The 13695-nt window shown below is 67.0% G+C and carries 17 protein-coding genes; 2 read left to right on the forward strand and 15 right to left on the reverse strand.

The genetic code is table 11. The features are described from left to right. The 12 genes from D5084_RS13360 to D5084_RS13410 form a co-directional block, all read right to left on the reverse strand. Complete coding sequence (locus tag D5084_RS13360; RefSeq protein ID WP_128515991.1) at positions 1-426, reverse strand: DUF3291 domain-containing protein; 426 nt, start codon at positions 424-426, stop codon at positions 1-3. Beyond that, positions 423-836, reverse strand: a complete 414-nt coding sequence (locus tag D5084_RS13365) for a DUF5333 domain-containing protein (RefSeq protein WP_128515992.1) — start codon at positions 834-836, stop codon at positions 423-425. The genes D5084_RS13360 and D5084_RS13365 overlap by 4 nt, the downstream gene beginning before the upstream one ends. Positions 837-970: 134 nt before the next feature. Continuing rightward, a complete protein-coding gene (locus tag D5084_RS13370) occupies positions 971-1210 on the reverse strand; it encodes a hypothetical protein (protein ID WP_128515993.1) in 240 nt (79 codons plus the stop codon). 5 nt (positions 1211-1215) lie between these two features. Further along, entirely contained in the window at positions 1216-2511 is a 1296-nt protein-coding gene (nuoF, locus tag D5084_RS13375) for an NADH-quinone oxidoreductase subunit NuoF (RefSeq protein ID WP_128515994.1), read from the reverse strand. A 9-nt stretch (positions 2512-2520) separates the two neighbouring features. After that, positions 2521-2751 carry a DUF5337 domain-containing protein gene (locus D5084_RS13380; protein WP_238382647.1) on the reverse strand — a complete coding sequence of 77 codons (231 nt, stop codon included), beginning with the start codon at positions 2749-2751 and terminating at the stop codon, positions 2521-2523. Positions 2752-2757: 6 nt separating this feature from the next. Then, entirely contained in the window at positions 2758-3867 is a 1110-nt protein-coding gene (locus tag D5084_RS13385) for a helix-hairpin-helix domain-containing protein (RefSeq protein WP_128515995.1), read from the reverse strand. Between the two features lie 65 nt (positions 3868-3932). Further along, positions 3933-5012 carry an NADH-quinone oxidoreductase subunit NuoE gene (nuoE, locus tag D5084_RS13390; RefSeq protein WP_128515996.1) on the reverse strand — a complete coding sequence of 360 codons (1080 nt, stop codon included), beginning with the start codon at positions 5010-5012 and terminating at the stop codon, positions 3933-3935. Positions 5013-5015: 3 nt separating this feature from the next. Beyond that, entirely contained in the window at positions 5016-5174 is a 159-nt protein-coding gene (locus D5084_RS18390; protein WP_155523138.1) for a hypothetical protein, read from the reverse strand. Next, positions 5174-6412: an NADH-quinone oxidoreductase subunit D gene (locus tag D5084_RS13395; protein WP_128515997.1), complete on the reverse strand. Its 1239-nt coding sequence runs from the start codon at positions 6410-6412 to the stop codon at positions 5174-5176. The genes D5084_RS18390 and D5084_RS13395 overlap by 1 nt, the downstream gene beginning before the upstream one ends. Next, positions 6409-7011, reverse strand: coding sequence for an NADH-quinone oxidoreductase subunit C (locus D5084_RS13400; protein WP_128515998.1), 603 nt, complete (start codon positions 7009-7011; stop codon positions 6409-6411). The genes D5084_RS13395 and D5084_RS13400 overlap by 4 nt, the downstream gene beginning before the upstream one ends. A 5-nt stretch (positions 7012-7016) precedes the next feature. Beyond that, entirely contained in the window at positions 7017-7550 is a 534-nt protein-coding gene (locus D5084_RS13405; protein WP_187644560.1) for a NuoB/complex I 20 kDa subunit family protein, read from the reverse strand. After that, positions 7541-7906 carry an NADH-quinone oxidoreductase subunit A gene (locus tag D5084_RS13410; protein WP_128516000.1) on the reverse strand — a complete coding sequence of 122 codons (366 nt, stop codon included), beginning with the start codon at positions 7904-7906 and terminating at the stop codon, positions 7541-7543. Before D5084_RS13410 ends, D5084_RS13405 begins: the two co-directional genes overlap by 10 nt. Positions 7907-8153: 247 nt before the next feature. Between D5084_RS13410 and D5084_RS13415 the strand changes: the two genes are divergently transcribed. Continuing rightward, positions 8154-8561 (forward strand): hypothetical protein, encoded by a 408-nt coding sequence (locus D5084_RS13415; protein WP_128516001.1) that lies wholly within the window; start codon positions 8154-8156, stop codon positions 8559-8561. Positions 8562-8759: 198 nt separating this feature from the next. Here the strand turns inward: D5084_RS13415 and D5084_RS13420 are convergent, their stop codons facing one another. From D5084_RS13420 to D5084_RS13430, 3 genes are all read right to left on the reverse strand, one after another. Next, entirely contained in the window at positions 8760-9992 is a 1233-nt protein-coding gene (locus tag D5084_RS13420) for a DegT/DnrJ/EryC1/StrS family aminotransferase (protein ID WP_128516002.1), read from the reverse strand. After that, a complete protein-coding gene (locus D5084_RS13425) occupies positions 9989-11248 on the reverse strand; it encodes a TCR/Tet family MFS transporter (RefSeq protein ID WP_128516003.1) in 1260 nt (419 codons plus the stop codon). Before D5084_RS13425 ends, D5084_RS13420 begins: the two co-directional genes overlap by 4 nt. A 348-nt stretch (positions 11249-11596) precedes the next feature. Next, on the reverse strand, positions 11597-12247 hold the full coding sequence (locus tag D5084_RS13430) for an HAD family hydrolase (protein ID WP_128516004.1): 651 nt from the start codon (positions 12245-12247) through the stop codon (positions 11597-11599). A gap of 93 nt (positions 12248-12340) precedes the next feature. Between D5084_RS13430 and glmU the strand changes: the two genes are divergently transcribed. Then, on the forward strand, positions 12341-13693 hold the full coding sequence (gene glmU / locus D5084_RS13435; RefSeq protein WP_128516005.1) for a bifunctional UDP-N-acetylglucosamine diphosphorylase/glucosamine-1-phosphate N-acetyltransferase GlmU: 1353 nt from the start codon (positions 12341-12343) through the stop codon (positions 13691-13693). The last annotated feature ends 2 nt before the right edge of the window (positions 13694-13695 follow it).

A 13695-nucleotide genomic window follows, 5' to 3' on the forward strand; every position in this document is an offset into this window, starting at 1 on the left:
TTACTCCGCCGCCCCTTGCGCGCGACCATGGGTCTTCCATGCCTGCGCTTCCTTCAGATATTTCCAGCCGAACGCATGGAGGCTGTCACCATGCGCTTCCCGATGCTTCAGCCGCACCTGCCCCTCGTCGAGGCTGGGCTTATGCCCCGCAGGCAACCGCCACATGACGAACTGCTCCAGCGTCCCGACGCTTTCCCGGACCGTCAGGTTCGACACGACCTGCGGGGCGCCCTCGATCTTGGTTTCCGTATTCCCGGTGCCCGGCTCGCCCGAACCTTCCATCATCCAGACGAACCCCGGCATCCGCTTGCCCAGCCCGTTCACCCGGTCGAGCGCCGCCATGAACTCGGCCACGCGCGGGTCGTCGGTGGGGGCCGGAAGGCGCCCCACGTTCAGCTCGGCCAGGTGCAGCACCGCTTCGGTCATCTGGTCGACCTCAGCAGATAGCCGATCAGGCTGTTCTTGGCGATTTCCTCTTCGCCGATCCGGCAATAGGCTTCCGGATTGCCGGGCTCGGCCCCGCGTTCCTTCAGCCATTGCGCGGCCAGAGCCTTGCCCTTGGCCTTCTCTTCCTTGGACCTGACCAGCGCGCGGATCTCGTCCGCCGAATAGCCCTGCTTCAGCGCATAGTCGCGCAGCTTGTTCAACTCGCCAAGCGCACGCAGCTTGCGGGCCTCGATGGTCGGGCAGTTGTCGTCGATCGCATCGCCGATGAACCCCTGGAGGAGGGTGTTGATGATCGTCGGCTCCTCGTTGATCGGCACCCGCGCCTGGGCGGACGCGGCCAGCGTGCCGGCGGCGAGGATGATCAGGGTCAGGGTCTTGAACGGGCGCATGATGGCCTCCTTGGCTGCTTCCGGCAGCCGACGACCGGCTGCTGCTCGTGCCAGGGAGATGGGGCCAAGCCCCCTTGATATGCCATGACAAGCCGCCGTTCTCAGCGGTTTGTGACCGGGGATGACGGGCTTTGTCATGCGCAGCCCCCCGGATAGACCCATTCGCCGGTGGCCGGATCATGGCGGTCGTAGATCGAGACGTTGACCTTGCCGCCGCAGGCCGCATCCGCCGCCTTGCGCGCCAGGGCCCCTTCCCACATCTGGAACGGCTGGCCGCCGTTGGTGACCCGCACAGGCTCACGCGATGCGGGAACGGTCGCAACCGTCCCCACACAGGCCGCCTGGGCCAGGGTCACCGAAAGGGCCAGCGCCACCCGCATCACTCCGCCGCGACCGCGCTGATCCGACCGGTGCGCCGGGCCTTGATCCGGTCCTCGATCTCGTCGCGGAAGGCGCGGATCAGGCCCTGGATCGGCCAGGCCGCCGCATCGCCGAGCGCACAGATGGTGTGGCCCTCGACCTGCTTCGTCACGCTCAGAAGCATGTCGATCTCCTCGATCTCTGCCTCGCCGCGCACCAGACGGTCCATCACGCGCATCATCCAGCCGGTGCCCTCACGGCAGGGCGTGCACTGGCCGCAGGACTCATGCTTGTAGAACTTCGACAGCCGCCAGATCGCCTTGATGACGTCGGTGGACTTGTCCATCACGATCACCGCCGCCGTGCCCAGACCCGACCGCTGCTCGCGCAGCCAGTCGAAATCCATGATCGCGTCGTCGCACTGTTCCTTGGTCAGCAAGGGCACCGAGGACCCGCCGGGGATCACCGCCTTGATGTTGTCCCAGCCGCCCCGGACCCCGCCGCAATGCCGCTCCAGCAGCTCTTTCAGCGGAATCGACATCGCCTCTTCGACGACGCAGGGTTTCATCACATGGCCCGAGATGCCGAACAGCTTGGTCCCGGTGTTGTTCGGCCGGCCGAAGCTGGCGAACCAGTCCGCCCCCCGGCGCAGGATCGTGGGCACCACGGCGATGCTCTCCACGTTGTTCACCGTGGTCGGGCAGCCGTAAAGGCCACTTCCCGCCGGGAAGGGCGGCTTCATCCGGGGCATGCCCTTCTTGCCCTCAAGGCTTTCCAGCAGCGCGGTTTCCTCGCCGCAGATATAGGCCCCTGCCCCGTGGTGCAGATACAGGTCGAAGTCCCAGCCCGATTTCGCGGCGTTCCTGCCCAGCAGGCCCGCGTCGTAACATTCGTCGATCGCGGCCTGCAACGCCTCGCGCTCGCGGATGTATTCGCCGCGGATGTAGATGTAACAGGTGTTCGCCCCCATCGCGAAACTCGCGATCAGGCAGCCCTCGATCAGCGTGTGCGGATCATGGCGCATGATCTCGCGGTCCTTGCAGGTGCCGGGCTCGGATTCGTCGGCGTTCACCACCAGATAGGACGGCCGTCCGTCCGACTGTTTCGGCATGAACGACCACTTCAGCCCGGTCGGAAAGCCCGCGCCGCCCCGACCGCGCAGGCCAGAGGCCTTGACCTGCTCGATGATCGTGTCGCGCCCGCGCTTGATGATCTCGGCGGTGCCGTTCCAATGCCCGCGCTTCATCGCGCCCTTCAGGCTGCGGTCATGCATCCCGTAGAGGTTGGTGAAAATGCGGTCCTGATCCTTCAGCATTTGGTCTTCCTAACCCCGGCGTCCACGCCAGATCTGATACGTCACCACCAGGGCCCAGACGAAGCCCGCGATGGCCAGAAGGTCGAAGAGGAACGCATAGCGCGTCTCCAACCCGAGTTGTCCGCCCAACCACTGGGCGCCCATCCACAGCCCCATCGTCGCGACCAGCACGATGGCCACAAGCCGCGCCTGACGGGCGCGCTGGACATCTGCGGGATCATCGGGACGGGGCTGCATCATGGGCCTTTAGTAATCGTTCGTCTTGGCGCGTTCCCGGAACGCCTCAAGCCCTTCGGTCACGATGATCCGGGCCTGTTCCACCCATTTGTCCCGCACGATCCGGCCCTTGAAGGTCCGCAGTTCGGCATCGACCCGGGCGACATCCTCATCCGTCCAGGCGGCGATCTGGTCGAAGTGGTAGAAGCCAAGGCCGTTGACCAGCTTCTCGATGGCCGGCCCGATGCCTTCGATCTCCTTCAGGTCGTCCGCCACTCCGCCGCGCGGCGCCGAAAGCCGCTCCAGCCCGGCAGGAGCCGCCTTCGCCGCCTTCGGCTTGGCTGTCCTGGCCTTTGCCGGGGCCTTGGCGGGGGCCTTTTCAGCCGCTTTCGGCCTGGCCTCGGCCTTCGGCTTCGGATCGGCCTTCGGCTTGGGTTCCGCCTTCGGCTTCGGGGCTGACTTCGCGGCTGCCTTCGGCTTTGCGGCACCGGCTTCGGCGGCTGCGGCCGCAAGATCGGCCTTCGTCCTGAACCCGGCTTTCGGCTCCGCGGCTGCGGCAGGGGCGGACGCAGGCGCCATGGCAGGCGACGGCGCGGGTTCAGGCGAAGGTTCGGGCGTTGGGGCGGGCCGCGCCCAGATGTCGTCCGGCAGATTGGCAAAGGTGTCGAACGGCTGAGGCTCCTCCGCGGCCTTCGGCGGCGCGGGCGGCACCGACGGCGCAGCCACCCCATGCGGCGGAATGATCGGCGCCGGTTCGACGCGCGACAGCGGCGTCACAACGGCAGCGGGCCGCTGCGGCACGGGCGCCGAGGCATCGGGTCGCACCGGCACCGCCACCGCGATCGAGGGCTGCGCCCCTTCAAGACCGCCAACCCGCGTCGTCCCCTCGGCCACCGAAGAGGCCGGAACGATCTTGCGCACCTGACGCTCGGTCTCGGCATCGTCGTGCCGGTTCACCTCGACGGCCAGCCGGTAGAGGATCAGCAGGACGATCAGCGCAATCGCCAGGGCAAAGACCAGAGAGGGGAACAGGTGATAATGCAGCGGAAAGCGCAGGACCACGAACGCGACGACACCGGACGCCACCACCAGCGCCCAGCCGCCCCGGCCGATCGTCGTGTCATCGGGCTCGTCGCTCATGCGTCCCTACTCCTCGTATCCGCCGGGCCCGCAGGGGACACCGGCAGAGCAATCCCTCATCAGGCTCATCCCCGCGCGGCCGCCTCCGCCGCCTCGACCGATCCGCCCTCCGCCAGGATCTTCGCCTGCACGACCCACTTGTCCCGGCTCACCCGGCCCTTGAACCCTTCCAGATTCTCGTCGACCCAGGCGATCTCCTCGTCAGTCCAGGCGGCGATCTGGTCGAAATGGAAGAAACCCAGCTTGTGGCACAGCTGTTCCAGCTTGGGCCCGATCCCGAGGATCAGCTTCAGGTCATCCGGCTTGCCCTGCCGCGCGGCCTTCAGAGCCTTGGGCTTCTTTCCCACCGTCGCCACAGCCGCAGGCGCCGTTTCGGCCTTCGGCTTCGGCGCGGGCTTGGCCGCAGGCATGGGCTCGGCCTTGACCGGCTTTGCCGCCCCGCCCAGCCAGGGCGTCCGCAGCGGCACTTCGGTCCCGTCGATCCGCTTGACCGTATCCTTCAGCTCCACCGCCGCCTGCACGCTGGCGTTATGGGGGTTCCGGCCCGCCTCATGTTCCTTCAGGCTGGTCAGCCCGCCCAGGGGCTCCGAGGCATAACGCCCGTTCTGCGGCCCCGGCACCGGCACCTCGCCGTTGCGGAACCGCCCGATCAGCGCGCGCAGCTTCTCGGCCGTCAGGTCCTCGTAATAGTCCTTGCCGATCTGGGCCATCGGCGCGTTGGCACAGGCCCCCATGCACTCGACCTCTTCCCACGAGAACTTGCCGTCGGCCGACAGCGTATGCGGCGTCGGCGCGATCAGCTCTTTCGCCACCGCCACCAGCTCCTCGGCGCCGCAGATCATGCAGCTGGTCGTGCCGCAGATCTGCACATGCGCAACGCTGCCCACGGGCTGCAACTGGAACATGAAGTAGAAGGTCGCCACTTCCAGCGCGCGGATATAGGGCATCCCCAGCATGTCGGCGACATATTCGATGGCGGGGCGGCTGAGCCATCCCTCCTGCTCCTGCGCGCGCCACAACAGCGGGATGATCGCGCTCGCCTGTCGGCCTTCGGGATATTTGGTGATCTGGGCCTTGGCCCATTCCAGATTCGCCGGGGTGAAGGCGAAGCTTTCGGGCTGGTCCTTGTGAAGACGGCGCAGCATGGCTCAGAAATATCCTCTGGCGAAAGTCAGGACCACGGCAGCCACGGCGCCCGAGACGGCGCCCATGACCAGCTTGTGGCCATAGCGGGACCCAACGACCCCGGCCAGGCCCGCGGCCGCGCCCAGGATCAGGGTCCACAGATTGATCGTGACGTCCGGCATCAGCGGTCGATCTCCCCGAACACGACATCCATCGTGCCGATGATGGCGCTGACGTCGGCCAACTGGTGGCCCTTGCAGATCCAGTCCATCGACTGAAGATGCAGATAGCCCGGCGCGCGAATCTTGGCCCGATAGGGCCGGTTGGTCCCGTCGGCCACCAGATAGACCCCGAACTCGCCCTTGGGCGCCTCGACCGCGGCATAGACCTCGCCCGCAGGCACATGGAACCCTTCGGTGTACAGCTTGAAGTGGTGGATCAGCGCCTCCATCGAGGTCTTCATCTCGGCCCGTTTCGGCGGAGCGATCTTGCCGCGCGCCAGCACGTCGCCCTTCTCCACCCGCAGCTTGGCGCAGGCCTGCCGGATGATGCTGGTCGATTCCCGCATCTCGGCCATGCGGCAGAGATAGCGGTCATAGCAGTCGCCGTTCTTGCCAACCGGGATCTTGAAGTCGAACTCGTCGTAGCACTCATAGGGCTGGGCACGGCGCAGGTCCCAGGCCAGACCCGACCCGCGCACCATCACGCCGGAATAGCCCCAGGCCAGCGCATCCGCCTCGGTCACCACGCCGATATCGGCATTGCGCTGCTTGAAGATGCGGTTCTCGGTCAGAAGCCCGTCGATATCGTCCAGCACCTTGGGGAAAGCCTCGGCCCAGGCGTCGATGTCGTCGATCAGCTGCGGCGTCAGGTCCTGATGCACCCCGCCGGGGCGGAAATAGGCCGCATGCAGCCGTGCCCCGCAGGCGCGTTCGTAGAAGACCATCAGCTTCTCGCGTTCCTCGAAGCCCCAGAGCGGCGGGGTCAGCGCGCCCACGTCCATCGCCTGCGTGGTCACGTTCAGAAGGTGGTTCAGCACCCGCCCGATCTCGCAGAACAGCACCCGGATCAGGCTGGCGCGGCGCGGCACCACCGTGCCGGTCAGCCGCTCGATCGCCAGACACCAGGCATGTTCCTGGTTCATCGGCGCCACATAGTCCAGCCGGTCGAAATAGGGCAGGTTCTGCAGGTAGGTGCGGCTTTCCATCAGCTTCTCGGTGCCGCGATGCAAGAGACCGATATGCGGATCGCAGCGTTCGACGATCTCGCCGTCCAGCTCCAAGACCAGCCGCAAGACGCCATGCGCCGCCGGGTGTTGCGGGCCGAAGTTGATGTTGAAGTTGCGGATGCGCTGCTCGCCGGTCTCGAAATCCTTCGAGCCGTCGTCGTAGGTGTTCACGCGGATGTCGCCGTCCATCATTTTGCGGCCTTCTGATCGCCCGGAAGGATATAGTCCGCCCCTTCCCAAGGGCTCATGAAATCGAACTGCCGGTATTCCTGCACCAGCTTCACCGGCTCGTAGACGACGCGCTTCAGCGCCTCGTCATAGCGCACCTCGGTGTAACCCGTGGTCGGAAAGTCCTTGCGCAGCGGATAGCCCCGGAAGCCGTAGTCGGTCAGGATGCGCCGCAGGTCCGGGTGGCCCGAGAACAGGATGCCGAACATGTCGAACACTTCCCGCTCGAACCAGTTGGCGCTGGGGTGCAGGTCGGTGATCGACGGCACCATCTCCTCCTCGCGCACGGCGACCTTCACGCGGATGCGCTGGTTCCGGTACATCGACAGGAAGTGATAGACCATGTCGAACCGCTGCGCGCGCTCGGGGTGATCGACCGCCGTGATGTCCACCAGAGTGGAGAACCGGCAGGAGGCATCGTCGCGCAGGAATTCCACCAGCGCCTCGAGGTTCGCCAGATTCGCCACCACGGTCAATTCGCCGAAGGCGATGGTGGTCGAGACGACAGCCTCGGGCTGCTTCAGCTCGATATAGCCGGCAAGTTCGGTCAGGGCTTCGGACATGGGGCTTACCTCACCAGGGTGCCGGTGCGGCGGATCTTCCGCTGCAACTGCAGGATGCCGTAGAGCAGCGCCTCGGCCGTGGGCGGGCAGCCGGGAACATAGATATCGACCGGGACGATCCGGTCACAGCCGCGCACCACCGAATAGCTGTAGTGATAATAGCCGCCCCCGTTGGCGCAGGAGCCCATGCTGATCACATAGCGCGGTTCCGGCATCTGGTCATAGACCTTGCGCAGCGCCGGCGCCATCTTGTTGGTCAGCGTGCCCGCCACGATCATCAGGTCCGACTGCCGCGGCGAGGCGCGCGGCGCGGTGCCGAAGCGTTCGAGGTCATAGCGCGGCATCGAGGTATGCATCATCTCGACCGCGCAGCAGGCCAGACCGAAGGTCATCCAGTGCAAGCTGCCGATCCGCGCCCAGTTGATGATGTCCTCGGTGGACGTCAGGATGAAGCCCTTGTCCTGAAGCTCGCGATTCAACGCCTGAACGGCGACCTCGTGGTCGCCTCCGGCCGTGTTGGCTCCTGCCATCACTCCCATTCCAGGGCCCCTTTCTTCCATTCATAGGCAAACCCGACGGTCAGGACGCCCAGGAACAGCATCATAGACCAGAATGCCGCCATGCTGATGTCGCCAAATGCCACGGCCCAGGGAAAGAGGAACGCCACTTCCAGGTCGAAGATGATGAACAGGATCGACACCAGGTAGAACCGCACGTCGAACTTCATCCGTGCATCGTCAAAGGCGTTGAAGCCGCATTCGTAGGCGCTGACCTTTTCGGGGTCCGGGTTGCGCACGGCCAGGACGGCGGCAGCCAGGATCAGGACAAGGCCCAGACCGACGGCGACCGCCAGAAGGATGAGGATAGGCAGATACTCTCGGAGGATGAGGTCCACGAGGGGCTCCTTGGCTAGCTGGCGGCGCGCGCAGGACGGACGCGCTGCGTCGCCCGCCTGTCTCCCCGCCCGTTTACTCTGCACCCTTGCCGGGGTCAACCGAAGGCGGGCGAGAATCCGGGGTGCGAAGGGGCGGAAAATCAGTCCGCCCAGAGCTTTCGTCGCGGCAGGGTCAGGCGGGTTCACCTTACCTTGACCCCCGCCGCGAACCGGCCTTTCCTGGCGCCGAACAGAAAGGACCCGAACCATGCGTCTTGCCCTGATCCTTGCCCTTGCCGCCGGCACCGCCTCGGCCCAGACCTGCCGGATCGACATCGGCGCGGTCGAGGCCCGCATCGCCGATCTGGAACCGCACTACGGCATGGTCCTGTCGGACATCGGCTGCGAAAACCCGACCAACCCCGCCCATGTGCTGATGTGCGATGCGGCAGAGGATCCGCAGGCGGTGATCTGGCGCATGGGGCGGCTCGACGACCTCGCCTGGGTCCATGCGGTCGAGAATGCCACCGGCCAGGAGGTGGACAAGACGGACCCACCGCGCGACGAGGATTTCATCGCCCGCCGCGACGCCTGCACCGACGAGAGCTGCCTCTGCGCCGCGCTGATCCAGCACACCAACGACAGCCTCGGCGGCACCTCGCCCTACCCGCAGTGAGGGGCTGCCTTCAGAAGGAGCGCTGGCGCGCAAGCCTTTCGTCTCGTCGTCGGGCTTCGCCTCCTCCTCGGGCGATGGGGGCGCTGCCCCCAAACCCCAGGAGTATTTGGAAAAAGAGCAAGGATCAGCGGGTCACGGGGTGAAAGCGGCAGGCCGCGCACCAGCGGTCTGGCTGGCCGGGCCGGACGAAACAGCCCATCAGTCCGCGACGGGAGCCGCCACCGACCCTAGCGCCTCGGCCCTTGCGGCTGCGGCCGCCTCTTCGGTCAGGATGCGCGCGATCCGGGCCACGTCCTCGACCGTGAACGTCAGCGGCAGGCGCATGTCGATCAGCCCCGCCAGCACCCGGTCGGTCTGCGGCAGGGGCGCAGGGTTGGCATACTGCCAGTGCGCATAGCGGCTGGTGAAGCCCGCCGGTTCCGCCGCCCCGAACCACTTCAGCTCCACCCCCCGCGCCGCCGCCCCCGCGACGAAAGCCGCCACCCGCTCGGGCTCCCAGCCCGGCAGCAGGAACTGAAAGCTCGATCCCATGTAGTCCTCATGCTGCGGCCTGGGGATCAGTTTCACCCCCGGCGCGCCCGCAAGCCCCGCCTCCAGCCCCTGATAGAGCGCCCGCCACCGCGCCCGGCGGTCCTCCAGCATCCCGATCTGCGGCCGCAGGATCGCCGCGCGCAGGTTGTCCATCCGGGACGACACGTTGGGCACCTCCAGCTTCAGCGGCTCGAACACCTCCGGCGGGGGCGCCGCGCGGTGCCGGGCATAGAGCATGTAGGACCCCGACAACAGCACCGCCCGCGCGGCAAGCTCGGCGTCATCGGTCACCAGAAACCCGCCCTCGCCACTGTTCATGTGCTTGTAGGTCTGCGTCGAATAGCAGCCGATCGCCCCGTGCCGCCCCGAGGGCACGCCCTTCCACTTCGCCCCCATCGTATGCGCGCAATCCTCGATCACCCGGACGCCCAGCCGATCACACAACGCCGTCAGCGCGTCCATGTCGCAGACATGGCCCCGCATGTGGCTCAAAAGCAGCACCTTCGACCCCGTGGCCCCGGCCATCGCCTCCAGATGCGCCAGATCGATGGTCAGATCCTCCGTCACCTCGACAAGGACCGGCACCGCCCCGATCGACGCGATCGCCCCCGGCACCGGGGCCAGCGTGAAGGCATTGGACAGCACCGGCTCTCCCGGCCTTACCTGCAACGCCCGCAGGGCGCAGGCCATCGCCGCCCCGCCCGAGGCGAGCGCAAGGCAGTATTTCGCCCCCAGATAGGCCGCGAACTCCTCCTCCAGCAGCGCGGTTTCCGCCACTTCCCCCGGTGCCGTGTTGTAACGGTGCAACCGCCCGTGCCGCAGGACCGCCAGCGCGGCCTCGATCCCGGCCTCGGGGATCGGCTCCTGCTGGGTGAAACTTCCGGTGAAACGTTCGGTCATGCCTTTTCAGACCTCTTGAGGATCAGGAACAGCACGGTGGTCAGCGCAAGAAAGCCCGCCGCCAGCCAGAAAGCGACATCGGTTGACCGCCAGGCGCGGCCCTCCGCCCAGAAATGCCCGAAGACGAAGGCAAAGAAAACGGTGCCGAACAGCATCGCCACATTGGTGACGGCCGAAATCCCGCCCTGCAACTCGCCCTGCGCATCCTCGGGCACACGCCGGGTCAGCAGCGACGTCATCAACGGATGCACAAAGCCTTCCGGCCCGTGCAGGATCATCAGCGCGATCACCGCGCCCAGCGAGCCTACAAAGCCATAGCCCAGCACCACCAGCGTGGCACAGACCAGCCCGAACAGCGCCACGGTCCACTCGCCGAACCGCTTGGTCGCGGGGCCGGTCAGCAGCCCCTGGAACCCCCCGGCGATCAGCCCGAAGACCGCCAATGTCGCCCCCACCATCGCCTCGGACCAGCCGAACTTGGCGATCCCCCAGAAGGCCCAGATCGCCGGATAGACGCTGGTGGCAAAGAAGAACAGGCCCATGACCAGCACCATCGGCAGGACGCCCCTGTAGGTCGCAAAGACCCGGAAGGCACCGAAGGGATTGGCCCGCCACAGCTCGAACGGGCGTCGGTTCGCGGGGGCCAGCGATTCCGGCAGCACGAACCAGCCGTAGACGAAATTCAGCAGGGAAATGCCCGCCGCCACCCAGAACGGCACGCGCGGCCCCAGCTCTCCCAGAAGCCCGCCGATCGCGGGGCCGATCACGAAGCCCACGCCAAAGGCCGCGCCCATGTAGCCGTAAGCCTTGGCGCGGTCGTCGGGCGCGGTGACATCGGCGATATAGGCGCTGGCGATGATCCAGCTTGCGCCGCAGACCCCGGCGATGATCCGTCCTGCGAACAGCCATTCCAGCGAGGGCGCCAGCGCCATCAGGATGAAATCCATGCCCAGCCCGAAGATCGCAAGCAGCAGAAGCGGGCGGCGCCCGAAGCGGTCTGACAGGTTGCCCATCAGCGGCGCGAAGACGAACTGGGCCAGCGAAAACGCCGCGAACATCCAGCCGCCGATCACCGCCGCACGGGCGATATCGACATGGCCCACATCCTCGATCAGCTTCGGCAGGACCGGCATGATCAGCCCGAAACCCACCATGTCCAGAAAGACCGTGATCAGCACGAAGGTCACCGCATGGCGGCTGACCGCCCGAGGCGCCTCCGGCGCCGGATCGGCAGGGATGTCGGAGGCCTCGGTCATGGCCGCGACCCTATGGGTCGGCGCAGCGACTGTCAAAGGGGCGCGGGTCGACATCCCTCTCTTCGCCGCCCTTTCCCCTTGCCGAATATCCCCGCCGGAGGCACGGCCCGAGCCGGTTGGCCAAAGGCCAGAGGCGAGACAAGGGCTTGCGCCGTCAGGCGCTCAATCCGACAGCCTCTGCACCCGGAACCGTCCTGTCAGCCCCCGGACCATCTCGCGTAGGGTGGGTCGTTCTGCGCCCCTTCGGCGCAGGCCGACCCACCGCCCGAAAAGGTTAACCAGACCTGAACGCCCGCAGACAAGCCATTGATTTTCCGTGCACGGTAACAGGCGCCGCGCGCGGCGCGGTCACGTCAGCAGCCGCCCCGCCAGCCCCGGCAGGTCCTCGAACCGGTCCAGCAGCGCCGCCGGCCGGAACCGGGAAACGCCCGCCCCCTCCGGCCCGAAGGTGACAAGGGCCACCGGCACCCCCGCCGCCACCCCGGTCTTCGCATCCGTCTCGGTATCCCCCACCAGCATCGACCGCCCCACGACCCCTCCGGCCCGCTCCACCGCCGCCCGGTAGGGGACGGGATCGGGCTTCCGGACCGGAAAGGTATCCGCCCCGACCAGAGCCCCAAAGGCCCCCCGCACCCCAAGCTCGGCCAGCAGAAGCTCTGCCAAGCCCTCCGGCTTGTTGGTACAGACCGACACCGCGAAGCCCCCCGCCTTCAGCGCCTCCACCGCCTCCATCGCGCCGGGATACAGCCGGGTATGCGTGGCGATCCCCTGCCGGTAGGCCTCCAGCAGCACCGGATAGCCCGCATCCACATCCGCCTCGGACCAGTCCATCCCCAGCCGGGTGAACCCCAGCCGCAGCATCGCCCGCCCGCCATGGAACGCCGTCAGGGCATCCTGCGGCCCCAGCACCGCCCGGGGCAACGCCGCATTCGCCGCCGCCAGCAGATCCAGCGAGGTGTCCGCCAAAGTTCCGTCCAGATCGAACACTACACAGCGCATGTTTGGCAGTCCTGTAACCTGTCGTGAAGCGCGGCCCCTTGCCACCCTTCGCCACGGGGGTAAAACGGGCGCCGGCACATTGGAAGGGCAAGAATGCAGGTTTCAGTCATCGTTTTGGCCGCCGGACAAGGCACCCGGATGAATTCCGACCTGCCCAAGGTCCTGCACCAGGTCGCCGCCGCCCCCCTCCTTCATCACGCGCTGGCCACGGCCCACCGGCTGGACCCTTCCCGCATCGTGGTCGTGACCGGCCACGGGGCCGAGGCTGTCGCGGCCTCGGCCACCGGCTATTCGGAAGCCGTCGAAACCGTCATCCAGGACCCCCAGCTCGGCACCGCCCATGCCGTGGCCCAGGCCGCCCCCCTGCTTGCCGACGCGCCGGGCGAGGCGATCGTCCTCTACGCCGATACCCCGCTCATCCGCGAGGAGACCCTGCGCGCCATGCTCGACGCCCGGGTGCGCCACGCGGTCGTCATCCTCGGCTTCCACGCGCGGGACCCCGGCCGCTACGGCCGCCTGCTGACCCGGGGCGACGAACTCCTCGCCATCCGCGAATACAAGGACGCGACCGAGGCGGAACGCGCCATCACCCTCTGCAACTCCGGCGTCGTCTGCGCCGAAGCGAAAACCCTCTTCTCCCTCATCGCCGAGGTGAAGAACGACAACGCGGCGGGCGAATACTACCTGACCGACATCGTCGAACTGGCCCGCAAGCGCGGCCTGTCCGCGGGGGTCGTCCTGTGCGACGAGGCCGAAACCCTGGGCGTCAACACAAGGCAACAACTGGCCGAGGCCGAGGCCGCCTTCCAGGCCCGCGCCCGGGCCGAGGCGCTGGACAACGGCGTCACCCTGACCGCGCCCGAAACCGTGTTCTTCGCGCTCGACACCCATATCGGCCGCGACGCGATCATCGGCCCGAACGTCCTTTTCGGCCCCGGCGTGACCGTGGAATCCGGGGCCGAGATCAAGGGCTTCTGCCATCTGGAAGGCTGCCACATCAGCCGCGGCGCCACCGTCGGCCCCTTCGCCCGTCTCCGCCCCGGCGCCGAACTGGCCGAGGATGTGCATGTCGGCAACTTCGTCGAAATCAAGAACGCCATCCTCGACGAAGGCGTGAAGGTCGGCCATCTGACCTATATCGGCGACGCGGACATCGGCGAACACACCAACATCGGCGCGGGCACCGTGACCTGCAACTACGATGGCGTGATGAAGCACCGCACCGTGATCGGCAAGCGGGCCTTCATCGGGTCGGACACGATGCTGGTGGCCCCGGTCACGGTGGGCGACGGGGCGCTGACGGCCTCGGGGTCGGTCATCACCGAGAACGTGCCCGCCGAAGCCGTTGCCATCGGTCGCGCGCGTCAGGTCATCAAACCCGGTCTTGCGACCAGGATGTTCGAAAAGTTGAAATCCATAAAGGCTGCGAAGGCAAAGGGACATTAGAA

Origin of the sequence: Tabrizicola thermarum, from assembly GCF_003574395.1 — a bacterium.
GTDB classification, from domain to species: domain Bacteria; phylum Pseudomonadota; class Alphaproteobacteria; order Rhodobacterales; family Rhodobacteraceae; genus Tabrizicola; species Tabrizicola thermarum.